This window comes from Intestinibacillus sp. NTUH-41-i26 (assembly GCF_032769475.1).
Lineage (GTDB): Bacteria > Bacillota > Clostridia > Oscillospirales > Butyricicoccaceae > Agathobaculum > Agathobaculum ammoniilyticum.
In genome coordinates this window covers 1,889,957-1,915,598 of the sequence record NZ_CP136477.1, presented here as the reverse complement: position 1 = coordinate 1,915,598, position 25,642 = coordinate 1,889,957, and the positions used below count along the sequence as shown (strand labels likewise).

Genomic DNA, 25,642 nt, shown 5'->3' with positions numbered 1-25,642 from the left:
AGAGGGAGGCGCGGAGCATGAAGTTTCAAAGACAGGCGAAAATACTTGACCTGATCGACCGGTTCGATATTGAGACGCAGGAGGAGCTGACCGACCACTTGCGCGCATTGGGTTACAGCACGACACAGGCCACCGTGTCCCGCGATATCAAGGAGTTGCGTCTGATCAAGACCCTGTCCGCGGAAACGGGGAAATACAAGTATTCGGCCGCGGCCGCCGGCGCGGCGGACAGCTTTACAACCCGGCTACGCAACATTTTCCGCGAATGTGTGACCGAGATCAACGCGGCGCAGAATATGGTGGTTATTAAGACGCTGCCCGGCCTGGGGCAGGCGGCAGCCATGGCGATCGACGCGATGCGCGCCTCGGATGTGATCGGCACGCTCGGCGGCGACGACACGGTGTTCGTTGTCATGCGCGACAACGACAGCGCCGACCGGTTCTGCCGGCAGGCGCATGACATCCTGAAGTGACGGAGGGAAGCGGCGATGCTGCAGTTGCTCCACATTGAGAATATAGCGGTTATCGAGCAGGCGGATATTGAGCTGGAGGACGGGCTGACCGTGCTGTCCGGCGAGACTGGCGCGGGCAAGTCGATCGTGATCGATTCGATCGGCGCGGTGCTCGGCCGGCGCGTCAGCCGCGACCTGGTGCGCACCGGTGCGCAGAAGGGCTTTGTCAGCGCCGTGTTTACCGGCCTGTCGCCGGCGCTGCACGGACTGCTGGACGAGCTTGCCCTGACCGGCGAGGAGCCGGATACGCTGCATATCCAGCGCCAGTTGACAGCGGACGGGAAAAGCACCTGCAGGGTGAACATGAAGCCGGTCGCGGCTGCGGTGCTGCGCCAGCTCGCGCCGTACCTGATCGATATTCACGGGCAGAACGACGGCCAGAAGCTGCTGGACGAGCAGTATCACATCGATTATCTGGACGGGTATGCGGGGAACGGCGCCCTGCTGGATCAATACCGCCCGCGGTATCAGGCGCTGCTTGCGCTGCGGCGCGAGATCACTGCGTTGGAGACCGGCGAGCAGGAGCGCCTGCAGCGCATCGATATGCTCACGTTCCACAAGGAGGAAATCGAGCAGGCCGCGCTCCGGCCGGACGAGGAGGAGACGCTCGCGCAGCGCAAGGCGTATTTCGACCATGCGGGGAAAATTGCGGGCGCGCTGGAGCAGGCGCGGCGCGCCCTGAACGGAGATGACGACGCCGGCGGCGCGTGCGCGCTGCTCGACCAGGCGGCGGGGGCGCTTGCCGGCCTGCGCGAGGTGTCGGGGGCGTTCGACGGGCTGGCCGAACAGGCGGAGGAGGTGCGGCTGCTCGCGGCGGACCTGCGCGACAGCGTTTCCGGACGAAGCGATACCCTTGATTTTTCACCGACGGAACGGGAATGGGTGGAGCAGCGGCTCGACCTGATCTATCGCCTGAAACAGAAATACGGCGGTACGGTTGCTGAGGTGCTGGCATACCGCGACCGGATTGCGGTGGAGCTGGAAACGTTGCAGGATTCGGACAACCGGCGCGAGGGGCTGCGCGCGCAGTACAAGGAAGAACTGGCGGAAGCAAAGGCGCTCGCCGCCCGGCTGGGCGAGGCGCGCCGCGCCGCAGCAAAGCGGCTGGAGGCGGAGATCGTCCGCGAGCTGGCGGCGCTCGATATGGAAAAGGTGAGGCTGCGCATCGCGGTGCATACGGGAGCCAAGCTCTCCGCGCACGGGTTCGACACGGTGACGTTTGAGATATCGGTCAACCCCGGCGAGCCGGAAAAGCCGCTGTCCAAGGTCGCGTCGGGCGGCGAACTGAGCCGGATTATGCTGGCGCTCAAAAACGTCTTGACGGCGGGTGAGGATGTTGGTATGCTGATTTTTGACGAGATCGATACCGGCGTTTCAGGCCATGCGGCGCAGCAGATCGCGTACAAGCTGTCCGATATCGGGCGGCAGAAGCAGACGCTTTGCGTTACCCACCTGCCGCAGATCGCGGCGATGGGGGATCATCACCTGCTGATTTCCAAATCCGTGCGTGGGGAAAGAAGCTATACCGATGTGCAGCCCATGGATGAACCGTCGCGCGCCCGTGAGATCGCGCGCATGCTGTCGGGCGAAACCATCACAGAGCTGTCGCTGCAGAACGCGAGGGAGCTTTTGCAGAAAGCGGCGGAATATCAGAGAGGATAGAAATTGCAGTGGTCATTATTCATGAGAACCTGAAGGAGCGCGCGCCCTGACAAACGGCAGATGTTGCGCGGTGATATTATCTCAGAAAGGACGAAAAACATCCATGACTTTATATGAAGAGCTCAAGGCGCGCGGCCTCATCGCCCAGGTGACCAATGAGGAAGAGATCAGTAAAATGATCAACGAGGGCAAGGCGACGTTTTACATCGGCTTCGACCCTACGGCGGACAGCCTGCACGTCGGGCATTTTATGGCGCTGTGTCTGATGAAGCGTCTGCAGATGGCTGGCAACAAGCCGATCGCACTGGTCGGCGGCGGCACAGGTTATATCGGCGACCCCTCCGGCCGCTCGGACATGCGCTCGATGATGACACCTGAAACCATCCAGCACAACTGCGACTGCTTCAAAAAGCAGATGGAGCGTTTTATCGAATTCGGCGAGGGCAAGGCGCAGATGGTCAACAACGCGGACTGGCTGCTCGGCCTGAACTATATCGATCTGCTGCGCGAGGTTGGCGCATGCTTTTCGGTCAACAATATGCTGCGTGCGGAGTGCTACAAGCAGCGCATGGAAAAAGGGCTCAGTTTCCTTGAATTCAACTATATGATTATGCAGTCCTACGACTTTTACTATCTGTTCCAGCACTACGGCTGCAACATGCAGTTCGGCGGCAACGATCAGTGGTCGAACATGCTGGGCGGCACCGAGCTGATCCGCCGAAAGCTGGGCAAGGATGCGCATGCCATGACGATTACGCTGCTCCTCAATTCCGAGGGCAAGAAAATGGGCAAGACCGCGTCCGGCGCGGTATGGCTCGACCCCAATAAGACCTCTCCCTACGACTTTTTCCAGTACTGGCGCAACGTGGACGATGCGGATGTACTCAAGTGCATTCGTATGCTGACGTTCCTGCCTATGGATCAGATCGAGGAGATGGACCGCTGGGAGGGCGCGCAGCTCAACAGGGCGAAAGAGATCCTTGCGTATGAGTTGACCGAGCTGGTGCATGGCAAGGAAGAGGCCGACAAGGCGATGGAAGCAGCAAAAAGCATTTTTGTCGGCGGCGGCACGAGTGAAAATATGCCGACCACCGTGCTGACGGATAGGGACTTTGAGAACGGCCGGATCGGCGTGCTGACGCTGCTCGTCAAGTGTGGCCTTGCAGGCTCGAATGGAGAGGCGCGCAAGCTCGTGCAGGGCGGCGGCGTGTCGGTGAACGGTGAAAAGGTCGAGGATTTCAGGCAGATGCTCGAAAAAAGTGCCTTTGAACAGGAGTGCATTATCAAAAAGGGTAAAAAAACGTTCCATAAAGTCACGCTTTAAGAGAAAAGTTTGCGTGCAAAATGTGGAAAGCCCTTGACAACAGGATGGAAATTTGATATTCTATTTTGGCAAGGTTTAGCGCCTTGCCAAAATATCCGGGTGTAGCGCAGTTGGTAGCGTGCTTGACTGGGGGTCAAGAGGCCGCAGGTTCAAGTCCTGTCACTCGGACCATTTAAGACCGCTGATTTGTAAGAATTGGCGGTCTTTTTATAACTTTTTGCGGATTTTTGCTTTTTGCAAAAACGGTGTTGGTGTTTATTTGGTGTTTATGGGTTAAAAATCAGGCGTTCCCGTTGATGGGAGCGCCCTTTTTCTATGCCCGTTTTTTCGAGCGGGTCAGCACACTTTGCAGCGCTTCCGCCGCTGCTGCTTCCGCTGATTTGATACTGTGAGAGTAAATGTTCATTGTGGTAGATGTTTGCGAGTGTCCAAGGTGTGCCGACACAGTACGGACGTTTGTACCTGCCGCAATCAGTAGGGTTGCATTTGTATGTCTCAAGCTATGGATTGAGACGGGCGGCAAATCGCTCCGATCAATAAAGTCGTGGAACCACCCTGTTACTGTGGCTGGATGTAGCGGCTTCCCGTTCCATGTAGTAAATAAGCGTGGATGATCGCCCCACTCTTCTGCCCATTGGTCGCCAATACGGAGACGTTCACGGCCTTGCCACGCCTTATATTGCCTGAGCATTACCAAAGCATCCGGCGTAAGTTTGAGAACGCGCTTAGAACTGTTATTCTTTGTATCGTCCATGAACACACCTTTTTCCGGCAAATATAAGGAACTGCGCTGCACATCGAGTAAACCTCGTTCAAGGTCAATATCTCCCCATTCCAGCCCGCACAATTCACCGCGCCGCAGGCCGGTATGCAGAAGCAGGGTTATCATGGTGCGGTATGTTATCGGCTCGTTATCGAGTAGATCAAGAAGGCGTTGCGCTTGAATCTCGTCAAGGTAGGCAGCTTCTTTGCGCTCGATCTTGGGCGGGTCTACACGCGCGCATGGGTTATCATAGATGATTTGCCACTTAACCGCCGTTGACATCATGGAGGACAGCATTTTGTGATAGTGCGCGACCGTGTTACCGGTCAATTGCTTGTCGCCGTTGACCGGCTCAAAGATGGATTGCGCACAGTTTAAAGCTGCATCTATTTTCTGTGCGGTCTCTGCTTTGACCTTTTGACCGCGGTTTAATGCGTAAAGCGTGCGCACACCTATGCCCGCCTTTTCTGCTAACTGTACAGCGGTGATATGCTCTTTCTGCAAGAATGTTTTGAAATCCAATTTGCAGCGATATAGCGTATCCTCGCGTATTCCGCTTTCTGCAAGGTTGTCATAGAACGCCATAAAGTGATGCGGCCGCAGTTTGTCCATGCGGATATGACCGATTGCAGGCAGCACCCGCTTGATAAAGTGTCGGTATCCGGCGACCGTGGTAGGCCTAAGCTGCTTCTCCGCATAGTCCCCGAACCACTTTTCCGCAAAGTCAGCAAACTTAATATTCCCGTCCAAGACTTGACCAGTACGGCACTTTTCTTCAAATAGAACTGCCTGCCGGTCGAGTTCTTTTTTTATCTGCCGTGCTGTCATGCCCTGCTCGGGTGCCCATGTCATCGTGCGGCGTATCTGCTTGCCGTTCAGATTGTAGCCGCAGGATACAACGATTTTATAGGTGTTGCCGCGTTGTTGGATAGTAGCCATTTAATCACCATCATCATAAAAAAGAGCTTGTAAAGCCATTGTCAGAAGAATTTTCAAATTGTTGTGGAAATTTAAAATCGATCAAAAATATATTTGAAAATTCTTGCTTAAATTCTTCATTAGATTTTATTTCTGCCTCAAGGGCTGACGCTAACATACTGTTCAACAGATCACGGCCAGCGCGTGGCAGTTTATTTAGTGCATTTGAAAGAAATTGATTTTCCTCCGACGAATTTGCATTTTGTTCTGTGTCAAATGTAACTTCGCCAGTCTTATCAATTACGCCTAATATATGCGGAAACTCAGTTCGCTTTTTATCGACGACCTTTAGTGTGAAAGCGACAAGATGCTTTCCATCGCCTTCCCACGGTAGTTTCAGAGAAATTGAACAGCTATCGACAGAAAAATCAATGGGTACAACGGTGAATAGGTCACTCATGCTTACAGAAAGGTAAATGCATAACGAATTTGCAGTGTCAAATTGAACACCCTTTCCTGAATTGTAGTAAAGCGCGGTCAAAGTGGTTCGCGAAACACCGGTATCCGCAGAAACTTTGGAAATTTTTAGTTTTCGCTCAGCAAGCAGGATAGCCAAATTGCAAATAATCATATTTTCCCTCCTCAAAAAAATTGTACAATACTCTGTTCATTATGTCAATAAGGCTTGACAATAATCGAATGGATTATTATAATTAAATGAACAAACATCTGAACATTTTATATGGAGGTATAGACAATGAACGTGATTGTAAAAAACCGATTCGCTGCGTTGTTAGGTGAACGTCGCCTTAAAATCAGCGATATTTCTCGCGCTACTGGCATTTCCCGAACAACACTAACCAATCTATACTACGGGAAAGGCGCATCTATCTCGTTTCGAGTGTTGGTTGCGTTATGTGAATATTTAGATTGCTCAGTTGGTGATATTATCGATATACAACACAAGGAGGCGATCTAATGCCCGCACGCATGAGATTTCCCGCACAGGCTTTGGAGGAATTGCGCAAAGCTGATCCTGAAACGCAGGTCAGCTTAAAGCTAATACGCCGCCTGATACATACCGGCGCTGTGCCGTCCGTTCCAGTCGGTAACGGAAACCGCCGTCTGGTCAATCTGGATGCGCTTATTAACTACTTGGAGAGGCCGCCAGAGGGCAAGCCCGAACAGGCGCAGGGCATCCGGCGCATCAACGAAAGGCGGGTGGTGTAATTTGAAGATTACAGACTATCTTCCTACGGGCAAGGAGAACGCCATCCCCAGCAAGACGCTTGCTGAAATACTCGGCTTTGACACTGTGCGCGAGCTTCAAAAAGCGATCGAGCGGGAGCGGCAGGCAGGCGCGGTTATCCTATCCACCTGTACAGAGGGCGGCGGCTATTTTTTGCCCGCCAACGAGACAGAGATCAGGGAGTTTATCCGCACCTTGTCGAACCGTGCCAAGAATACCCGCCGCTCTATGGAAAGCGCACTGGATGCACTGGACGGAATGACCGGACAAATGCGGCTGTAAGGCGGTGAGCGCACTTGTCAGACTACTACACAATTATTCCTGCGCAGGTGCGCACGGATAGCAGCCTATCACTACTGGCACGGCTGCTTTATGGCGACATAGCAGCACTCGCAAGCGATTCTGGTGAATGTTGGGCGAGTAACACATTTTTCGCAAACGAATATCGGAAAGACCGGACGCGAGTTATAGCGGCTATCAAAGAACTGATTTCGGCTGGGTATGTGCGAACGGAGTACCGCAAACCGGGGAATAATGGACGAGTTTTGATACCCTGTTGCGAAAACGCTACCACCAGTTGTGAAAATGCAACGGGCAGTAGTGAAAACGCAACAGACCCGTTGCAAAAACACAACGGGACCCGTCGTGAAAACGCGACACATAATAATAAAAAGACTAATAAGAATGAATACACATGCGCATTTGCGCAATTTTGGAAAGCGTACCCCAAGAAGCAGGATAAGGCCAAGGCACAAAAAGCATTTGACAAGCTCAGGCCAGACCAAGCCCTGCTTGACCAAATTCTTGCAGCGTTGGAGTGGCAAACGAGGTCGGCAGACTGGGCGAAGGACGGCGGTCAGTTTATCCCGTTTGCCAGTACATACCTGAACGGCCGCAGGTGGGAGGACGAGCCGCCAGCTAACACTACGGCGACAAGGCCGAGTGTGCCGAAGCTGAAAACATTCATTGACGAGAATGGGAACGAGGTGGCGCAGTTTTGCTGAACGATAATTTTCTAACCGCCGAAAACGCGGTGATCGGGGCTTGTCTGGTTGACCCTGCCCTGTGGCGGGTGGTGCTGGACAAGCTGCACAGGGATGATCTGTATTCTGATTTCAACCGCGAAGCCTATGACATAGCGCGGCGGTTTGATCTGGACGGCAAGGAACCGCCTAACGCAGTAGAGATTGCAGACGCGGGCGTAGATCGTACCGCCTTGTTTGGCTGCATGGAAGTCGCATGCGCAGAGCGCGATTTAGACCGTTCTATCGAGCTTGTCAAGAAAGCAGCGCGCCGCCGCGAGCTGGCAACTATCGGCAAACTGCTGGAGGACGGCGCACTGAACGGCGATGAACCCGAAACGCTGATCGCGGAAACCGAAAAGCGGATCGCTGCGCTGGACGAGCGGGACAGCGGACAGCTTTTGACCGGACTTGATATTGCATCAGCTTTTTACGATTTCCGAGATCAGATAAGCGGGAAGATCGTCAAAACCGGCTTGCAGTCGATTGACGACACGTTAGGCGGCGGTATGCTTCCGAGCGGGTTTTATATATTGGCGGCGCGCCCTGGCTGTGGTAAGACGGCTTTAGCTTTGCAGATCGCGGGCAATGTTGCGGAGCACGGCGGCGCAGTGCTGTTCGTGTCATTGGAAATGGATGTTTCCCAGCTTCAAGCACGGCGGTTATCAAGCCGAACGGGAATATCCGCGACCCGACTGCTGTTGGACGAAAATCTATCTGCCGAGGAATGGCAGCGCGTACAGGCCGCAAACGTTGGACTGTCACGCCTGCCGCTGTATGCCAATGGCAAAGAGGGGTGTTCCGTGCTTGATGTGCGGTCTATGGCGCGCAAGGTCAAAGGGCTGTCGTTGGTCGTGGTCGATTATCTCGGCCTGCTGCGGCCTGAACGAAGCCGGTCAAGCCGGTACGAGGAAATCACCGCCATCTCGAACAGTCTGAAAACCCTTGCCCGTTCGCTCAAAGTACCGGTCCTATGCCTTGCGCAACTCAATCGCGCCAGCGAACAGCGAGCAGACAAAAAGCCGGGGCTTGCCGACCTGCGGGACAGCGGCGCGATAGAGCAGGATGCGGACGCGGTCTTGCTGATGCACCGGCCGGATATGTACGGCAAGGAAAGCGAACGCGGCGATCTGGTCTTTGTTTCAACACAGATCGCGAAAAACCGGCACGCGGGGACAGCGGCCTTTGAACTGGGCTTCAACCTACAGACAGGACGATTTATCCCAGTGAAAGGAGGGTATCAAGAATGACCTTTGAGGAATTGAAAAAGCGCGCCTACCACGATCACCCCATACCTGACGGCCTGAACAAGACCGAGCGCCTGCAATACATCGCCGCCCGCCGTATCTATGCAGGGTACAAGTCCGGCGAAATCGACAGGACGGAAGCCGAGCCGATGCTGGGCAAGGTGCAGGAATACCCGCGCCTGATGGCGGCAGAAAAGCGGGCGTTGCTGCGGTACTTGTTCGCCCTGCTTTGCGAGGATGCTGGATGCGGTATGCAAAGCGCGCTGGATGATTCTAAATTCGTTGCGAGGGTATACAGCTCAGAGAACTTGAAGGGATCGCTGGCCTGATCTGTTCGACTTAGTACAGATTACGCGCGCGAAATATCACAAAAAGTCACGAAATCTCACACATAAAAAAAGGAGCGATAGCAATGTTTTATCTAAAGCACAAAGGAGAAAAAACTGGACATCGGCGATGATAATGTTTTCACCACTTGCCCAATATGCGGCAAGGAGCATGCCGTTGACCTGCATGAGCTTTTAGCTGGCGGTGAAGCTGACTTGTTCGGTACGGCTGTTTACTGCCCAGCTTGTGCAGAACGGCGGTTTCGGGACAGGAAAACAGCACAGAGTAGCAAACAGGAAATGGCGCGCCCGACCGGCCGTGTGCTCCCGTTCCGCTGATCGTGTGGACATTACACGCGCGCGAAATTTTGCAAAAAGCCGCGCGATCTCGCACATAAAAAAGCGGCAAGTCCCTGCACGGCCTGCCGCTCTCCCGCTCGATCTTGCTTTGTGGTCTTATTCTACCACGAGCGGGAGGTCATGCGCAATGACAAATGAAGAACTGGCCGCGCGTGCCAAGACAGGCGACAGGGACGCGCTGGCGCAGCTATGGGAGCAGAATCGCGGGGTGCTCGCATCCATATTCCGCGAACTGGCACGCAAGGCAGGCGCGAGGATGGCTGCTATGGGCGTAACATGGGAGGACGTGGAACAATCCTTCTTCCTTGCGGTCGCGCTCGCTGTGCGGCTGTACGAGCCGGAACGGGGCGTTCTGTTCGCGTCGTTTCTCAAGTATCCGGTCAGGCAGGTTTTCTTTGATATGGTCGGCTGGCGCACGGAGCGGCAGAAGCACGACCCGCTCGGGAAAAGCGTCAGCCTTGACGAGCCTGTACGCGGCGAGGATGGAAGCGAGACTGCCCGCGGCGAGCTTGTACCAGACCCAACGGACGCTTACGAGGATGCAGAGGAGCAGTTTTATATCGAGCAGCTTCACGCCGCTTTGGACAAGTGCCTTGATGCGCTCGAACAGGAACAGGCCGCAGCGATCCGGTATCGCTATTATGACGGACTGACACTGGCAGAAGCAGGGGACAGACTGGGATGTAATGCCGAGTATGCCCGCAAGCTGGAATACAAGGGCCTGCGCAGGCTGAGAAGCCCACAGAACATCCGCAGGCTGGAACAGTACAGGGAGCAGATCGTCAGCGAGGGCGCTTATCACGGTACGGGCTGGGCAGCGTGGAACAGCGGCGGCAGCGTCGAAGAGAGGACAACCATTCGCCTTGAAGGAAAGGGGCTGCTGTGAGGTATCCGGAGATTTTGGAGGCCCTAAAAAGACTTGGGGAAACTTGTGTTATCGCAGGGAGTTGTGATAGCGCGAACACCCCCGTCGAAAAAACACCCCAGGTTCCACCGCCTGAACTCGGCACGGGGGGCAGGACAAAAGAGATATTTACGCGCGCACGGGAAAAGTAAATGAGATTGCTTTTGACCACAAGCGGGTGGAAAGAAAGGATATTCGTGCTGCTTGTGAAAACTTGAGTTTTTAACAGCCTGCTAAAACTGCATAAAATGTGAGAAAGTGAAACCATAAAAATGCCCCCCTCCCTTGTGTGTGGCCGTTTGGGTTTTGATCGGTCGGCTGGGTAACTCTTTCCAACTCTATGGGAAATTACAGGGAAGGGGAGTATGCCGAGCCTTGAAAAGTGTCAAATGCTCTTCGTAGCCGCTGTCGCTTTGAGTGTCAGGATAAAAGAATATTTCATGCACACATGAGAAAAGGAACCTTACCCGTGCGGGTTTGGCTCCTTCTCCATCGGCACAATCATCCGGTATGCGTGTCCGTAGGCTTCGGCCGCGGCGCTGCACCGGTCAAAATGAGCGCTGTTTTGGGTGCGCTCTGCCTCGGCTAATAGCGCGTCCCGCCTGTTCTTGAGCGTTTCTGTGATATGTAGCAATCGTGGCGCTGTGACCTGTGCGGCCTCTATTGCCGCGTCGTGTAATGCGACTGCCCACGCAAAGCCGCCTGCGAAAGCTGCTTCCTGTATCTCGACTGCGGCGGCGTTTGCCATGTCGGTCAGGGTGGTATCATCGCCCAGAAGGTCATGCAGATGCCTTTCGGCTTCGCCTTCGACGGGGTATAGCTCTGATTGTGTCCACAACTCGTATTGTTCCTGTATCCGTTCATTCATCGGTGTGTACCTCCTGTTATAGTCCCAGTACAAGCGCCAGTATCGGGGCGTTGACAACGAACGCGAGCAGGCAGAAGCACGCTATGCTTTTTATGATCTGCACAGTATTCCCGCCTTTGCTGCATGGCTTGCCTCCTGTTCAATCACAGCGCAAAATCCAAGGCCGGAAATAAACGCATGCCGTTCCAGTGCGCCAGCATAATCCCCAATCAGACTTTCAGCCTGATTATACAAATCGGAGGGGAGCCGCTTCGCAAGGCATCCAAACAGCGCGTCAGTAGCCCTCTGCACCGACGGTACGGGCTGCTTGTCTATGCTTGACCATAAAAGGTATAATTCATCTGTTAACACTGTTTTCACGCTCCCTTGGTAAAGTTATTTCAACCATCTTACTTATTTTGTTTCGATTTGAACGTGGATTGTGATATTTTCCTCGCATGTACCGTACATTGCTGCAATAATCTGTTTGAGCAGCAATGAGTTATGCCGGGCATTGCCGATAAACTCGGTGATCGTCTGATCTTTCTCCACTTAGCTCTCACTCCTTTCTGAAAGCGATACAATCCTATGGTGGTTATTCTTGCAGGCTCCTTACCTTGCTTTGGTCGGCGGTGGTAAGGGGCTTTTCTCATGCGAGTACAAACCGCCTTGTCTCAGCCGAGCGGGTGAACCGTTCGTAAAGGTCGGGCATGGCGACCTTAAAAGCCTTGCTGTCAAACCGTGCGGACTGTACTGGCTTCCATGTGGCTTTCCAGTCGTCACCGGTCAGCATGTCCACGCCCTGGGCGGTCATTTCCCGCTTGATCGTGTCGGTGATGGCCTCGATCTCGGCGGCGATCTCCTCCGACATGCGGCGCAGCTCGCGCAGGTCTTTGACCTTGCTGTTTAACTCGGTTTTGTCCATCGTGATTCCTCCTTTGGCTTTCGCCCAAAATTGGCGCTGTGTGTGCTTTGGTGGCTTTGACGTGGTCTTTTGTATCTATGCCTTGAAAATGGCATACAGCGCATTCTCGCGCCCGCCCGCGTCATCTTCGTGTCTATTGCCGTCTGTCGGCTCACAGGGATATGGTCGCGGGCTTCAAGGGTTTTCGTTCCCTTTGGGCTGCTGCCCGTTTCGGTGGGCTGTTCCGGCGGTCGTTATCGGAGCAAACTGCGTGCGGCAGGTAATGGGCTGCCTGCAACCTGTCTCAGGGAGTTGTGCCAGCCGCCCGCTTGCGTGTCTATTGCTCTCGCTCACAGGTACGCGGTATGGCTCTTGGTCGGGTGGTCTTGCCCTCGGCGATCTTCCCTTGACTTTGTGGTGGTGCGTGGTATAATGGAACCAACAAGGCGGCTACCCCGCTGCAACGGGTCGGCTTCCTCATAATCTCGAGAACTTGTAAGGAAAGCCGCTCTTTTGCTAAGGGCGGTTATTTCTTTTTAAGGACGAGAACCGTTAAAAAGATGATGTACAATGCAAGTACGATCTCCACGGTATCACCTCCCACGGAGGAACAACCGTGCCGCCTGTTGGCTCCCAGCTCGGGAGTTTTTGTTTTCTCCTTTGCTGTGATTATATTATAATATATGGACGACAATATATCAATGGACATATCAAACAATATTGACGACAATATATTGTTTATATTTTATATGGACGACAATAGATAATTGTGCTATAATTATGGCATAATGGAGGAGGTGCGTTTTTATATGTCGACCAGCAAAGCACAACAGAAGGCTACTGCAAAGTATGTTAAGCAAAACTATGACCGCATAGAAGTAAAAGTCCCCAAAGGCCGTAAAACCGAGTTGCAAGCCCATGCAGCGAAGCGAGGGGAAAGCGTGAACGGATTTATCAACCGTGCCATAGATGAGCAGGTCAAGCGGGATAATACCCACGAGGAGGAGTAGCCAATGCCGTTACCGCAGGAAAAGCATTATACCTATGCGGATTATCTGACATGGGAAAGCAACGAAAAGTATGAACTGTTCGATGGGGTGCCGGTCATGCAGGCGCGTCCGAGCATCCAGCACCAGAATATAGAGGGCGCGCTATTGCAGCAGCTTAGGAACCTCCTTGACGGCAAGCCTTGTCAGGCCTTTGCGGAGATCGAGGTATTGTTTCCCGACTATGCGCAGCAGAAAGCGGAGGACGTGCCAAACATCTATGTGCCGGATATCGTGGTAGTGTGCGAGCCGGAAAAACTGACAGAGCAATATTGCATCGGCGCACCGACCCTCGTTATGGAGATTCTTTCGCCATCCACGGCGAAGGCTGACCGGCTCGTTAAACTGAACAAGTACCAGCAAGCGGGCGTGCCGGAATACTGGATCGTATCGCCGCAGGAACGGAATGTGACGGTGTTTGCCTTGGAAAACGGCGTATACCGCACAGCAGCAGTCTATACCAGTGAGGACACCGCGGCGCGCATACTTTCTCTGGATGGGTGTGTGTTGGATTTGTCCAAGGTATTGTGAGATATGACCCTCGCGTCAGTATGAGACGGTACTGTACGGAGCAAGGATAAAGCCTTTTCAAGATAGCTTAACGACAAAACGTCAATGAGTGATCGGCTCAATTTTGAGCGGATTAGGGGGTGTCGCACAACACGACACCTTTCTCCTGCATGTGGGGATGTCGCCAGTTATGGCGGTATCTTGCTTAGACAAAATCCTATTTTGCCGGTCGAGCGGGCGCGTTCTGAGGGCAAAAGAAAACCGCCCTGCTGGACGGCTTGACAATCCCGCTCGGGGCGGGTATACTGAGTATAGAAAAGGGCGCTACCGGTAGACGGTTAGCCCCTATGCTTTGGTTGAGAAGTAACCGCATTCATTTGGACGTGATGGCGGTTACTTCTTTTTTATTGCGATTATGTACCCTGTAGCAACGATCAAAAGCAAGATCATAGCTTGATAGTCCATGCGCAAGCCCCCTTTCAGGGGCAAGACTTAACCGCCTACCGCTGGCTCGGTAGCGCCTGTACAAAGTATAACAGAAATCGACAGCACGCACAAGGGCGTATTCCCCCGAAATATCGGGGCAAGGCTGCAATACGGACGGTTGCTTTTTGTGGTGTTTGCTTGGTGTTTATTTGGTGTTTATGCACCTGAAAACAGCGGTTGTTAAGTGGTCGCAAAAGTATGTGATACATGACATAAAACGCTATATCTTGTGTTTTAATTGCATATATAGACGCAACCGAACACAAAATAAGTCGACTGGGGGTCAAGAGGCCGCAGGTTCAAGTCCTGTCACTCGGACCAGCAAAGAAACCTGTTTTTGATTTAGGTCAAAAGCAGGTTTCTTGCTATTTCAGGGGCGTTGCTTTTCCAGAAACAGTAAAATCAGAGAATTATATCAGGTTTTGTGGCCCTTTCACAAGTTTATAATCCACATATCCTTGACTTCTCCATGATGCCTTAGAGAAAACTTCCATATAAGTGACATTAAAAATTCAGAGAGGAGCATCTTCGTCATGGGCGTCCCATACGGATATTATCTCGCGCCAAACGGTCATGTGGCCATCGATCAGGAAAAAGCAAATATCGTGAGAATGATTTATCAGCAATACCTCTCCGGCATGAGCCTGGGCGGGATTGCTGATTTTCTGTTCGAGAGCAACATTCCATCCCCTAAAGGCAGGGAACGCTGGACACAGCCAGTTCTCAGCAATCTGCTTTCCAATCAGAAGTACATCGGCTCCATTGTCAGCTTTGACGATTTCTTTTTAGTGCAGGGAGAGAAAAGCAGGCGGAGCAATATAGATGAGGACACCCATCAGAGAAAGGCCACCCGGTACAACTCGCAGAGTGTACTGAGCGGCCTTTTGGTTTGCGCGGAATGTGGCCATAATTACCGCCGCATTACCCGGCCATCCGGCGAGATCGTCTGGCGTTGTGCCAGCCGGGTGGAGCATGGAAAAAAGTTCTGCCAGCATTCGCCCTCCATACCGGAGGACAGGATCAAGGAAGTCTTTTGTGAGAAGTTAGGCCTGAGCACATTTGACGGGGACAAGATCAAAAGCAAGGTCGATGTCATCTTGGTCCAGTCTGATGGCAGTTTACAGATTGAGCTGCAATGTGCGGAATATTTGGAGATGCTCCCGAATTAAGTCTATCCTTGTAGCAGGCTGTCTGGTATAATATCCCTATCAGCACTTCTGCGTGAGGAGGAGATTATAATGTCAACAACAATTGACAGCATGACAGGGATAAATATAAAATCTCCGTTTTTTGATACGACTGCCTTACTTAATCTGTTCCCTACTCATCGAGCACCAAAAAAGAACCGAGTCGCGTTGGTGTATGGAGCTAACGGGAGTGGTAAGAGTACGATTGCGCAGGGATTTAGAGAATACGCAATGTCAACAACACCCAAAACAGTAGATTTGATTCCTGTAGTTGAAACAGATATCATTAAAATGTCTCCAGGATTGAAAGCCGAGAAATTCTTTGTTTTTGACGAAACATATATTTCCCAAAATATAAGAGTACAGGAAAGCGGCTTGGGGACAATCGTTCTTTTTGGTAAACAAGTTGAACTTGAAAAGCAGTTAGAGGAGCTGGAGAAACAGATTGCTCAAGTTCAAACTGACATCGATTCCAAAAGCGAGTTTATCCAACAGTATAAATCAGCAACTAATGTTGTGGCCCCAGAATACTGGCAAAGTTTAATCATTAAGAAATTACAGGCCGCTGGCGGGTGGGCTGAAACGAGTGGAATCCGTATAAAAAAGAACCACATTAAAACACGTGTAACAGAGATAGAAGTAGACAGGCTTGGTAAGTTAAAACCTCGTATGGATGAGGCAACAACGCGTGCAACGCTTGATGAATTGTTGGTTGTCTTTGATAGTACTGATGCTTCTGCATTACCTATTAGTCCACAGATTCGGGCTATCGAGCCTCCGGAAAAGATAGTAGAATCTGCAAAAATACTTTTAGCAAAAATGCCACAAAAACCAACATTGACTTCGCGTGAGCAGGAGTTACTCCAGTCGATGGGCATTGATGTGCTTTCAACTGCAAAGGGGTTCTTATCGGTAAGATCGCACAAGATTTGCCCAACCTGTTTACAGCCAATATCGGAGGAACATCGGGTAGAATCGTTACAGCGAATTGAGAATATCTTGAACCGCGAAGTAGAGGAATACCGCAACGAGCTAAAAAAATTAATATTGTCCGAAATCCAAGCAGACTTTTATCAGGACTATAGTGTCTTGGATTCCGAACTCTTTGGGAATTTAATTTTACAAATATCCTCTGTTAATAGCGCAATTGGAAATCACAATAAAGTTGTCCAGGCAAAAATTTCTGATCCCCTTTCTCTGGCACAGTATGATACCTTCACAGATTTGATAACCGCGTATAAACAGCTGAATGATATTTTAGTAAAGTTAGAAGATAAAAGATTGTCCTATAATCAAATTATTACAAATAGGCAGACTACAGAGAAAGACCTTTTGAAATTTAATGATGAGATTGCCCATTATACAATTGACTCTGAATATCAATCGTTGATATCACAGAGAACAGCAAAGCAAACCGCAGAGAAAGAGTTGGCCAAGTCACTTCAAGCTAAAAATAACCTTTTAGATAAGCGTCAACTTTTAGATGCACAACGAAAGAATCTTCAAATCGCTGTCGAGCAGATTAACAAATCACTTTCTTATATCTTCTATAGTGATACCAGACTCCAATTGTATCTTGGAAACGACCAAATGTACCACTTGAAAGTGAGTGGGAAGGATGTTTCTCCGAATAAAATATCATGTGGGGAACGAAATGCTTTGGCCTTAAGTTATTTTTTTGCTGAAATTGCAAAAGAAACAGAATTTCAAAAACTATACTATGATGAAATGTTCCTGGTTATTGATGATCCTGTTTCAAGTTTTGATGTTGAAAATCGAGTAGGAATTCTATCATTTTTAAGATATAAGCTAAATCAGATTCTTACATCATGTGCAACAACAAAAGTTCTAATGATGACGCATGATGTGAGTGTGATGTTTGATTTGCAGAAAGCCCTGGACGAAATTTCTTCGAATTGTGCTGGAATAGGGAAGAACTCTGAGTACTGTTCATTCCAACTTCTAAATAAGACAATAACCCCGTTTATGGCAAATTCTCACAATGAATACACGCAGCTAATGCGCTGTGTGTATGAATATGGTTGTAATCCTGATTTTGCGGCGGAACTAACCATCGGTAACACAACAAGACGAGTCTTAGAAGCGTTTGCAACATTCACATTTAAAGAAGGTGTCGAGAAAGTCAGCCTGAATCCACGGGTGCTCACGCTAATTCCTGATCAGAATAAAAGAGCATATTTCCAGAATTCCATGTATCGCTTGGTTTTGAATACTGAAAGCCATTCTAAGGAAAACGTACAAGGAGCACCAGAGATGAGTTTCTTCAGTCATCTTACCACGACAGAGAAACAACACACAGCCAGAGACGTCTTATGTTTTATGTATTGTGTTAACCCAGCACATGTATTGTCTCATTTGCCAGATGCCCAGAAAGAATTGGATGATTGGATGACAAATGTGAAATAGAGTGGAACCTTTAACAAAATATCGATTTTAACCGTCCTTTCCATATTTTGATTATCCGAACGGCAGTATTCGAGTGGATACTGCCGTTCGGATTTTTATTCTATCGAGAATATATGGCAGGTGAGAGCAGGGACAATATCCCTTCCCTTGTGTTTTTCTATTGTTCGATATAATGGGATGCAGGATGGGATTAGAGTGATTAGACAAATGCAGGAACGGGGAGGCGTGCAGCCCTGTGGAAATAAAGCAGTTGATTTTTTTGATTGCTATTGCAGTTGTTGACAAACTACTCGAAAAGAAATCCCCTCAATTTTATAAACGAATGGAATCGCCCTGTCTAATAGCAGCAAGTGGACTCGTGGTAATCTATTGTGTTTCCCTGCTTTGCGTTATTAATACACATACAAACGAAATGTCTGGCAGAGATAGAGCCTTTACTGTAATTTTTTTGTATCCATTATTGCCATCTGTATAGTTGGCATGGCGTTTCGGCGGAAGGACTGGATTAAAAAACGGAAAAACAACTAATGGCATTAAGCCCTCATTGGTGTGAGGCGACAGAAGAATTGTTTTAATCACTCCTGGCCATGCTTGCTTTTATTGTTTAATTTTTCTCTGCACTTTCCACTCGGCAAATTCCTGACATCCGTCCTTTTGCTTGAAAAACATCTGTATTTGCCGAAACAGGACACGGGTTCAAATTTTGATTTTGACACTTCGGCGCGGGGCATTGCCCCTGCGCTGAAATAGGGATATAATAATAAAGAAAATATTTCGTGACCGAGGGAAACCATAATGTATGTTGCAGACCTTCATATCCATTCACGTTTTTCGCGCGCAACCAGTCGGGATTGCGATGCGCCGCATCTGGACTGGTGGGCCAGACGCAAGGGCATTCGGCTGGTCGGCACGGGTGACTTTACCCATCCAGCATGGCGGTCTGAGCTGAAAGAGCAGCTTGTGCCTGCGGGCGACGGTGTGTATACCCTGCGGGAAGCGCTGCGCCTGCCGGACAGCATGCAGGGAGAGACGCCGTATTTTGTCGTGACCGGCGAGATCAGCTCGATCTACAAGCGGGGCGGCCGGACGAGGAAGGTACATAATGTGATTCTGCTGCCAAGCCTGGAAGCGGCGGACGAGCTTGCCGCCCGCCTGGAGGCGATTGGCAACATTCGCTCGGACGGACGCCCGATCTTGGGGCTGGACAGCCGCGACCTGCTGGAGCTGACGCTGGAAGCCTGCCCTGACGCGGAGTTTATTCCAGCGCATATCTGGACGCCGCATTTTTCCATGTTCGGCGCTTTCTCCGGCTTTGACACGATAGAGGAATGCTTTGCGGATCTGACGCCGCATATCCATGCGGTCGAAACCGGCCTTTCATCCGATCCGCCGATGAATTGGCGCGTTTCCCAGTTGGACGGGCTGACGCTTGTTTCCCATTCGGACGCGCATTCCCCCTCCAAGCTGGGGCGCGAAGCCAATCTGCTGGAAACCGCGCTTTCGTATTCCGCGCTGACGCATGCAATCCGGACGGGCGAGGGGTTCCTGGGGACCGTGGAATTTTTTCCGGAGGAAGGGAAATACCATCTGGACGGACACCGGAACTGCGGCGTGTGCCTGACGCCTGCGGAAACCGCGGCGCGGGAGGGGCTTTGTCCGGTATGCGGGAAAAAGCTGACGATCGGCGTAGAGCATCGGGTGGAGGAGCTGGCCGATCGGCCGGAGGGCTTCCGGCCGGAAAACGCCAAGCCGTTTGAGAGCCTGGCACCGCTGCCCGAAGTCATTGCAGCCTCGACGGGCGCTTCCGCTGCCGGTAAAAAGGTCATGGAGCAGTATGAACGCCTGCTGCACGAGCTGGGGCCGGAATTCCATATTCTGCGGCAGTCGCCGATCGAAGAGATCGAGCGGCTGGCGGGACCTTGCGTGGCGGAGGGTGTCCGGCGCCTACGCAAGGGGCAGGTTGAGCGGCGCCCCGGCTTTGACGGGGAATACGGCACGATTTCCCTGCTCACTCCGGCGGAGATCGAGCAGTACAGCGGGCAGATGTCCCTGTTCGGCGCCGAACCGGTAAAGCGCAAACGCGGCGCGCGCAAAATACCGCTAAAACAGGCGGGAACGCCTCCGGACGCGCTGCCGGAGTCCAATCCCGAGACGCTCAATCCGGAGCAGCGGGAAGCGGTGGAGACAGACCGGCCTGTTGTGGCGGTCATCGCCGGCCCGGGAACGGGAAAGACCAAGACGCTGGTCGCGCGCATCGCATGGCTGGTGGAGGAGCGCGGCGTCAAACCGGATGAGATCACGGCGGTAACCTTTACGAACCAGGCTGCTGCTGAAATGCGTCAGCGCCTGGAAAAGCGGCTGGGCGGCAAGCGTGCGGTTCAGCGCATGACGATCGGCACGTTTCACTCGATCTGCCTGCGCCTTCTGGGGGAGGTTCGCCTGCTGGGACAGAGCGAGGCGCTGACCATTGCTGCGGAAACGCTGCGGACCTGCGGGCGGAAAGGCGGCGCGTGGGAGTTGCTGCAGGGTGTTTCCCGTCTCAAAAACGGTATAGCGGCGGACGCTGCCGGCATTGATCGGGAGCTGGCAGAGGCCTATAACGAACGACTGCGCGCGCTGGGCGTGCTGGATTTTGACGATCTGCTGGCCGAGGCGCTGCGGCTGGATACGGCTGGCCGAAAATGCTTCCGTTATTTGCTGGTGGACGAGTTTCAGGATATCAATGACGTGCAGTACGAGTTGGTGCGCGCATGGAGCAGAGGCGGCGCGGGACTGTTCGTCATCGGGGATCCCGACCAGTCGATCTATGGGTTCCGCGGCGCAGGCGGGCGCTGCTTCGGACGCTTACAGGAGGAGCGGCCGGATACACGAGTGATCCGGCTCAAGCGCAATTATCGCTCCACGCCGGAGATCCTACAGGCCGCGCTGCCGGTGATTGACCGGAATCCAGGCGGCCCGCGCGTGCTGGAGCCGAGCCGTCCGGCAGGGGGTGCGGTGCGGCTGGTCACGGCGGCGGACGACTTTGCGGAGGCCGTGTTCGTCGCCAAGGAAGTAGGGCGCATTGCCGGAGGCGTGGATATGCTGGAAGCACAAAAGCATGGGCAGGAGCGCGCCGTCCGTGCGTTTTCTGATATTGCGGTGCTTTGCCGCACCCACCGTCAGCTCGAGCTGGTGGAAAAGTGCCTACGGCACGACGACATCCCCTGCGTCATCAGCGGGCGCGAGGACTTTTTAGACGCGGACGAGGTGCGCGGGGTACTGTCCTTTTTCCGTTTCCTGCGTGTGCCGGAAGATCAAACCGCGTTGGAAACAGCGCTCCGGTTGGTATGGGACTGCCCGGCGGATCTGGTGCAGAAAGCGCGTCAGGCTTGTGCGGAACAGGGGGGCTTCCAACCTGAGGTGTGGGAACCGGTCGTGCGGGGATACGGCTTTCTGGAGGCGTGGCTGGAGCGGGCAGCCGAGTGGCAGCCGCTTGTGGACAGGGAAAAACCGCGCGCACTGGTCGAACGATGGGAGCAGGCCTATGGCAGCTCGCCCGCGCTGGAACGCCTGCGCAACACGGCTGTTTTTTACGAGGATTTCGACAGCCTCTGGTATGCGCTGACGATGGGGCAGGAGGCGGATCTAAACCGCGCCGCGGGAAAAGGCTGGGAGTCCGGCGCGGTGCGTCTGATGACGCTGCACGGCTCCAAGGGGCTGGAGTTTCCGGCGGTCATTCTGGCGGGAGTAACGTCCGGCATGCTGCCGCTGGTGTCGCAAAAGCATCCGACCGATACCGAGGAGGAACGGCGGCTGTTCTATGTGGGTATGACGCGGGCGCGGGAGGAGCTGATCCTCACAACGACAAAAGAAGCTTCTCCATTCCTGTGCGATCTGCCGGAGGCAGTACAGCGGGAAAGCACGGGACGGCGCCGGCAGACGGAGGAGCAAATCAGCTTCTTTTAAGAGCCTGAGCTTGACGGCACGAGGGCTCCGGATGCGAAACAGCCCCTCTTGCTTACTCCGGCATGGCATGACTGCGGTCATCCCGCTTTGCGCCGGGGATAAAACCAAATCCGGCCGTCAGCGGCGGGCGCGTACCGGCTTGGGGTATGCGCCCGCTGTTTTTGGACAAAACGGGGCGCAGAAAAGAGACAAAATGATTAGACATTTAACCGGCGATATGATATACTATCTTTGTAAACGTATTCGGGAAAAGGGCAGTTAGCAGGGAAGAATAAATTGATATTAAATATCAATTAAAAAAATATATTTATTTCTATAAAAACCTATTGACTTTTTTGCTGAACAATACTATACTAAAGGTGTTCCAAATAGAGAAAGGGAGGAACGATTTGAGAATCACACATGAAGCGGACTATGCGATTCGTGTGACCTACTGTCTGGCGCTGGCAGGGGGGAAGCAATGCGCAAAGGACATTTCTGAAACCACAGGGGTAACGCTTCGGTTTGCGCTGAAGATTCTGCGCAAGCTGACGCAGTCCGGCATTACAAAATCCTATAAAGGCGTCGCCGGCGGGTATGAGCTCAATCGAAGCCCTTCCGAGATCAGTCTGGGCGAAATCATTGAATGCATCGACGGGCCGATTGCAATCAATCACTGCCTTGCCAATGAATTCCAGTGTACGCGCGTGGGCTGCCGGAAAGAATGCGATTTTCATCATGTGTTTGGCGAAATCAACAAATCCCTGCGGGAGCAGTTGTTTTCCATTACCATGGAGCGGTTCCTTCCACCCGTGAAAAAGTAAAAAATATTTTTTAGGAGGAAAAAAATCATGAAAAAGTTTGTTTGTTCCGTATGCGGTTATGTTCATGAGGGCGAGGCGGCTCCGGCCGAGTGTCCGATCTGCCATGCTCCGGCTGAGAAGTTCAAGGAGCAGTCCGGCGAGAAGACTTGGGCGGCCGAGCATGTGGTAGGCGTGGCGCAGGGCGCACCGGAAGACATCATGAAGGATCTGCGCGCGAACTTCGAGGGCGAGTGCTCCGAGGTCGGCATGTACCTGGCGATGGCTCGTGTTGCGCACCGTGAAGGCTATCCGGAAATCGGCCTGTACTGGGAGAAGGCGGCTTACGAGGAAGCCGAGCACGCCGCCAAGTTCGCCGAGCTGTTGGGCGAGGTCGTGACCGACTCCACCAAGAAGAACCTTGAGATGCGTGTTGACGCGGAGAACGGAGCAACCGCCGGCAAGTTCGATCTGGCAAAGCGTGCTAAGGCGCTCAACCTTGACGCCATCCACGATACTGTACATGAAATGGCCCGCGACGAGGCCCGCCACGGCAAGGCTTTCGAGGGTCTGCTGGCTCGTTACTTCGGCTAAGCCTGTTTGTTGAGAAATGGAAAGAGGACGGATTGATTCCGTCCTCTTTTTCTTACGATGTTGGTCATAGTCGATGGGCTTCCACTCGCTGCTCCGAACGCCGGCAAAGGTGCATTTCTTTCAGATCGATAAGAGCAGGGAACCGACCGATACGATCAAAGCAGTCAGCAGCCCGGCAATACCGATCGCAAGCCCGCTCATTGCGCCCTCGGTTTCCCCCAGCTCGATAGCGCGCGAGGTGCCGACCGCATGCGCGGCGGTGCCGATGGAAAGCCCCATCTGCACCTCGTTGCGCACGCCGATGCACTTGAGGAACACCGGCAGCAGCATCGCGCCAACAATGCCGGTGAACACCACCGCGATCGTGGTGACCGGCGCAAGCCCGCCCAGCATTTCAGAAAGGGAAACTGCGATAGGCGTGGTCACGGATTTGGGGATGAGCGAGCGCATGGTCGTGTCCGAAAGACCGAACAGGCGGGAAAAAAGAATCACGCTTGCAATGGAAACCACGGAGCCGACGAGCGCGCCGGCAAGGATGGGAAACAGGTTTTGCCGGAGCACGTCCAGCTTGCGGTAGATCGGTACGGCAAGGGCAACAGTAGCGGGGGTCAGGAAAAAAGAGATAAGCCGGCCGGACTGGTTATAAGTCTCGTAGCTGGTGCCAGTACACACCAGCAGCAAGCCAACCAGAACGGAAGCAATCAGCAACGGATTGAAGAGCGCGGAGCCGGTCCGGCGCTGTACCTTTTGTCCGAACGCATAGCATGCGATCGAAACGCATATCCAAAACGGTGCGCTGGAGAGCAGAGCGGTCATGGGCGGACGCCTCCCCTGTCTTTTTTACGCTGCAGTCGCAGCGCGATATGCACGGTGAATGCGGTAGCGGCCGCGGTGCAGAAGGTGGTCAAAACGCATACCGCCAGAAGAGCGAACACCTCGCTTTTGATCTCTGCAAAAATCTCAAGCACGCCCAGACAGGCGGGCAGAAAGAAAAACGCCATGTTGTGCAGTAGAAAGTCGGCCGTATCCTCGATATGGCCAAGCCTGACCGGACCGTATGCGAGCAGAAGCAGCAGCAGCGTCAGGCCGAGTACATTGCCGGGCAGCCGGCCGCGCAGGAGAATGGAAAAGGCGTCGCCTGCGACAGCGCACGCAAGCAGAACGCCCAATTGCTTCATATATTTCAAGTGGCATCTTCTTCTTTCCTGGTTTCATAATTGGCGGTCATGGCGGAGAGCAAGGTCTGGTAGATTGCTTCGGCGTTGGATTTGAATGTGCGCTCGAGCAGCGCGGCCTGCGCGCGGTTGACAACATCCATCTCGATCGCAAACACCTGATCCATCTCCATGCGGACCGTCAGGTCGTGCTCCGAGCGTTCGCTCACACGAGTGCGGATCGCCGCGTCCCGTCGGATCTGCCGCACGACACGGAGCGCGGAGCGCTGCGCCGCCTCACGGACTGGATACGGGAGCTGCTTTTCAAAAATGCGGGTCGTCTCGCGCCCTTTTTCCGTGATGCGGTACAGCGTTTCGACGCTGTCCGCGACCTCTTCGATATGTCCGGTCGGGAGCATTTCGTAAAAGGCCTCGCTGAGCTCGAAATAGCCGAACCCCTCGTCGCACCAGGTCGTCAGATCAACGATGGCGTTGAAGGAAACCGGAAAGGGAAGCAAATCCATCGCAAAAAGAACGAGGAATTTGATATCCTCTTTGGAGTGGATAAAGCCATAGCGAACCATACAGCGCAGACCTCCTCTTTCAAAAAATCGCTCCTTTAGTATATCCTAAAACGCCCGAAAAAGCAACCGGTCCGGCCGGGCAATTATTTGCCGCCCAGCGGAGGGTCGGTGGCAGCACGTCCGCTTTTGCCGAAAAAACGCACAAATGAAAGGCGAACGGATGTACGATTTTTGGAAGCGGAAATGGGAAAAAGCTGTTGAAGAACAGAGAGCAGCGCGGTATAATAAAGTGTCAGATTTTTATGAAACCGAGGGGAAACCGCATGTCGGAAGTTGTTTTGCGCGTTGCGGGCGAGGCGGATGCGCCGGCCATGCTCGCGCTGTATGCGCCCTATGTCATCCAGACCACGGTGTCGAGCGAATACACGCCGCCATCGCTGGAGGAATTCGTGGGCAGGATGCGCACCTATATGGCAAGGCTGCCGTGGCTGGTCTGTCTGGTTGATGGCGAGGTGGCCGGTTACGGCTATGCTTCGCCGCACCGCACGCGCGCGGCCTATCAGTGGTCGGTGGAGACGTCGATCTATGTTGCGGAGGAATGGCACCGCCATGGGATCGCCGGGGCAATCTACGCCGCCCTGTTTGAACTGCTCACCATGCAGGGATACTATAACATCTATGTCGGCATCACCTCACCGAACGAACGTTCCATGAAATTCCACAAGTCCATGGGCTTTATCATTTCGGGCGCGTACCAAGAGAGCATGTACAAATTCGGCCAGTGGCGCGACGTGCTGTGGATGGGCAAAAGCCTGCGCCCGCATGAGGGGGAACCGCAGCCCGCCGTACCGTTTCCGGAGATACAGGACAGTCCGCTGGTGGACCGCGTGCTGCGGCAGGCTGAGCAGCGGATCCACCTGTGAAGCTGCGGGACGGGGAAAAAGGAGGCCGC

The 25,642-nt window shown here is 53.1% G+C and carries 26 protein-coding genes and 1 tRNA gene; 19 read left to right on the top strand and 8 right to left on the bottom strand.

Going from position 1 to position 25,642, the window contains the following annotated elements; translation table 11 throughout:
• The first annotated feature begins 17 nt into the window (after nt 1–17).
• The 4 genes from RX717_RS09845 to RX717_RS09830 all read left to right on the top strand — a co-directional run bounded on the left by RX717_RS09845 (nt 18) and on the right by RX717_RS09830 (nt 3,669).
• Nucleotides 18–473, top strand: a complete 456-nt coding sequence (locus tag RX717_RS09845) for an arginine repressor (protein ID WP_054327316.1) — start codon at nt 18–20, stop codon at nt 471–473.
• A gap of 15 nt (nt 474–488) precedes the next feature.
• Nucleotides 489–2,174 (top strand): DNA repair protein RecN, encoded by a 1,686-nt coding sequence (recN, locus tag RX717_RS09840; RefSeq protein WP_107631987.1) that lies wholly within the window; start codon nt 489–491, stop codon nt 2,172–2,174.
• A 103-nt stretch (nt 2,175–2,277) separates the two neighbouring features.
• Complete coding sequence (gene tyrS, locus RX717_RS09835) at nt 2,278–3,498, top strand: tyrosine--tRNA ligase (RefSeq protein ID WP_107631988.1); 1,221 nt, start codon at nt 2,278–2,280, stop codon at nt 3,496–3,498.
• A gap of 95 nt (nt 3,499–3,593) precedes the next feature.
• Nucleotides 3,594–3,669: transfer RNA gene (locus RX717_RS09830), tRNA-Pro, on the top strand.
• Nucleotides 3,670–3,811: 142 nt separating this feature from the next.
• Here RX717_RS09830 and RX717_RS09825 read toward each other — a convergent pair.
• Both RX717_RS09825 and RX717_RS09820 read right to left on the bottom strand, forming a co-directional pair.
• Complete coding sequence (locus tag RX717_RS09825; protein WP_107631989.1) at nt 3,812–5,200, bottom strand: tyrosine-type recombinase/integrase; 1,389 nt, start codon at nt 5,198–5,200, stop codon at nt 3,812–3,814.
• A gap of 13 nt (nt 5,201–5,213) precedes the next feature.
• Nucleotides 5,214–5,810, bottom strand: a complete 597-nt coding sequence (locus tag RX717_RS09820) for a helix-turn-helix domain-containing protein (RefSeq protein WP_107631990.1) — start codon at nt 5,808–5,810, stop codon at nt 5,214–5,216.
• Nucleotides 5,811–5,936: 126 nt separating this feature from the next.
• On the opposite strand from RX717_RS09820, the gene RX717_RS09815 reads away from it, so the two are divergent.
• The 7 genes from RX717_RS09815 to RX717_RS09785 all read left to right on the top strand — a co-directional run bounded on the left by RX717_RS09815 (nt 5,937) and on the right by RX717_RS09785 (nt 10,269).
• The gene (locus RX717_RS09815; protein ID WP_242977953.1) at nt 5,937–6,158 is read left to right on the top strand and encodes a helix-turn-helix domain-containing protein; all 222 of its coding nucleotides are present in this window, start codon (nt 5,937–5,939) and stop codon (nt 6,156–6,158) included.
• Complete coding sequence (locus tag RX717_RS09810; RefSeq protein WP_107631991.1) at nt 6,158–6,409, top strand: hypothetical protein; 252 nt, start codon at nt 6,158–6,160, stop codon at nt 6,407–6,409. Before RX717_RS09815 ends, RX717_RS09810 begins: the two co-directional genes overlap by 1 nt.
• Nucleotide 6,410: 1 nt before the next feature.
• Nucleotides 6,411–6,710 (top strand): hypothetical protein, encoded by a 300-nt coding sequence (locus RX717_RS09805; RefSeq protein ID WP_107631992.1) that lies wholly within the window; start codon nt 6,411–6,413, stop codon nt 6,708–6,710.
• 14 nt (nt 6,711–6,724) lie between these two features.
• Complete coding sequence (locus tag RX717_RS09800) at nt 6,725–7,432, top strand: helix-turn-helix domain-containing protein (RefSeq protein WP_107631993.1); 708 nt, start codon at nt 6,725–6,727, stop codon at nt 7,430–7,432.
• Complete coding sequence (locus tag RX717_RS09795; RefSeq protein ID WP_107631994.1) at nt 7,426–8,700, top strand: replicative DNA helicase; 1,275 nt, start codon at nt 7,426–7,428, stop codon at nt 8,698–8,700. The genes RX717_RS09800 and RX717_RS09795 overlap by 7 nt, the downstream gene beginning before the upstream one ends.
• The gene (locus tag RX717_RS09790; RefSeq protein WP_107631995.1) at nt 8,697–9,026 is read left to right on the top strand and encodes a hypothetical protein; all 330 of its coding nucleotides are present in this window, start codon (nt 8,697–8,699) and stop codon (nt 9,024–9,026) included. Before RX717_RS09795 ends, RX717_RS09790 begins: the two co-directional genes overlap by 4 nt.
• A gap of 484 nt (nt 9,027–9,510) precedes the next feature.
• Nucleotides 9,511–10,269: an RNA polymerase sigma factor gene (locus RX717_RS09785; protein WP_107631997.1), complete on the top strand. Its 759-nt coding sequence runs from the start codon at nt 9,511–9,513 to the stop codon at nt 10,267–10,269.
• 481 nt (nt 10,270–10,750) lie between these two features.
• Here RX717_RS09785 and RX717_RS09780 read toward each other — a convergent pair whose 3' ends face one another.
• The 3 genes from RX717_RS09780 to RX717_RS09770 form a co-directional block, all read right to left on the bottom strand.
• Complete coding sequence (locus RX717_RS09780) at nt 10,751–11,155, bottom strand: hypothetical protein (RefSeq protein WP_107631998.1); 405 nt, start codon at nt 11,153–11,155, stop codon at nt 10,751–10,753.
• Nucleotides 11,156–11,548: 393 nt separating this feature from the next.
• On the bottom strand, nt 11,549–11,686 hold the full coding sequence (locus RX717_RS09775; protein ID WP_159068207.1) for a hypothetical protein: 138 nt from the start codon (nt 11,684–11,686) through the stop codon (nt 11,549–11,551).
• A gap of 97 nt (nt 11,687–11,783) precedes the next feature.
• Nucleotides 11,784–12,059 carry a hypothetical protein gene (locus RX717_RS09770; RefSeq protein ID WP_107631999.1) on the bottom strand — a complete coding sequence of 92 codons (276 nt, stop codon included), beginning with the start codon at nt 12,057–12,059 and terminating at the stop codon, nt 11,784–11,786.
• Between the two features lie 788 nt (nt 12,060–12,847).
• Between RX717_RS09770 and RX717_RS09765 the strand changes: the two genes are divergently transcribed.
• From RX717_RS09765 to RX717_RS09735, 7 genes are all read left to right on the top strand, one after another.
• A complete protein-coding gene (locus RX717_RS09765) occupies nt 12,848–13,048 on the top strand; it encodes a hypothetical protein (RefSeq protein WP_107632000.1) in 201 nt (66 codons plus the stop codon).
• A 3-nt stretch (nt 13,049–13,051) separates the two neighbouring features.
• Nucleotides 13,052–13,615, top strand: coding sequence for a Uma2 family endonuclease (locus RX717_RS09760; RefSeq protein WP_107632001.1), 564 nt, complete (start codon nt 13,052–13,054; stop codon nt 13,613–13,615).
• Between the two features lie 998 nt (nt 13,616–14,613).
• On the top strand, nt 14,614–15,249 hold the full coding sequence (locus RX717_RS09755; protein WP_107632002.1) for a recombinase family protein: 636 nt from the start codon (nt 14,614–14,616) through the stop codon (nt 15,247–15,249).
• A gap of 69 nt (nt 15,250–15,318) precedes the next feature.
• Nucleotides 15,319–17,694 carry an AAA family ATPase gene (locus RX717_RS09750; protein ID WP_107632003.1) on the top strand — a complete coding sequence of 792 codons (2,376 nt, stop codon included), beginning with the start codon at nt 15,319–15,321 and terminating at the stop codon, nt 17,692–17,694.
• A 795-nt stretch (nt 17,695–18,489) separates the two neighbouring features.
• The gene (locus tag RX717_RS09745) at nt 18,490–21,639 is read left to right on the top strand and encodes a UvrD-helicase domain-containing protein (protein WP_107632004.1); all 3,150 of its coding nucleotides are present in this window, start codon (nt 18,490–18,492) and stop codon (nt 21,637–21,639) included.
• Nucleotides 21,640–22,028: 389 nt separating this feature from the next.
• Nucleotides 22,029–22,442, top strand: coding sequence for an RrF2 family transcriptional regulator (locus RX717_RS09740; RefSeq protein WP_054327318.1), 414 nt, complete (start codon nt 22,029–22,031; stop codon nt 22,440–22,442).
• Between the two features lie 27 nt (nt 22,443–22,469).
• Nucleotides 22,470–23,012, top strand: coding sequence for an NADH peroxidase (locus RX717_RS09735; protein WP_054327319.1), 543 nt, complete (start codon nt 22,470–22,472; stop codon nt 23,010–23,012).
• Nucleotides 23,013–23,132: 120 nt separating this feature from the next.
• On the opposite strand, the gene RX717_RS09730 is transcribed toward RX717_RS09735, so the two are convergent.
• The 3 genes from RX717_RS09730 to RX717_RS09720 are packed head-to-tail and all read right to left on the bottom strand — an operon-like array spanning nt 23,133 to nt 24,750.
• Entirely contained in the window at nt 23,133–23,828 is a 696-nt protein-coding gene (locus RX717_RS09730; RefSeq protein ID WP_054327320.1) for an LrgB family protein, read from the bottom strand.
• Complete coding sequence (locus RX717_RS09725; RefSeq protein ID WP_147574152.1) at nt 23,825–24,190, bottom strand: CidA/LrgA family protein; 366 nt, start codon at nt 24,188–24,190, stop codon at nt 23,825–23,827. Before RX717_RS09725 ends, RX717_RS09730 begins: the two co-directional genes overlap by 4 nt.
• Before the next feature lie 5 nt (nt 24,191–24,195).
• Nucleotides 24,196–24,750, bottom strand: a complete 555-nt coding sequence (locus RX717_RS09720; protein WP_107632006.1) for a DUF4364 family protein — start codon at nt 24,748–24,750, stop codon at nt 24,196–24,198.
• Between the two features lie 263 nt (nt 24,751–25,013).
• Here RX717_RS09720 and RX717_RS09715 point away from each other — a divergent pair, with 263 nt between their 5' ends.
• Nucleotides 25,014–25,613 (top strand): GNAT family N-acetyltransferase, encoded by a 600-nt coding sequence (locus RX717_RS09715; RefSeq protein ID WP_054327323.1) that lies wholly within the window; start codon nt 25,014–25,016, stop codon nt 25,611–25,613.
• The last annotated feature ends 29 nt before the right edge of the window (nt 25,614–25,642 follow it).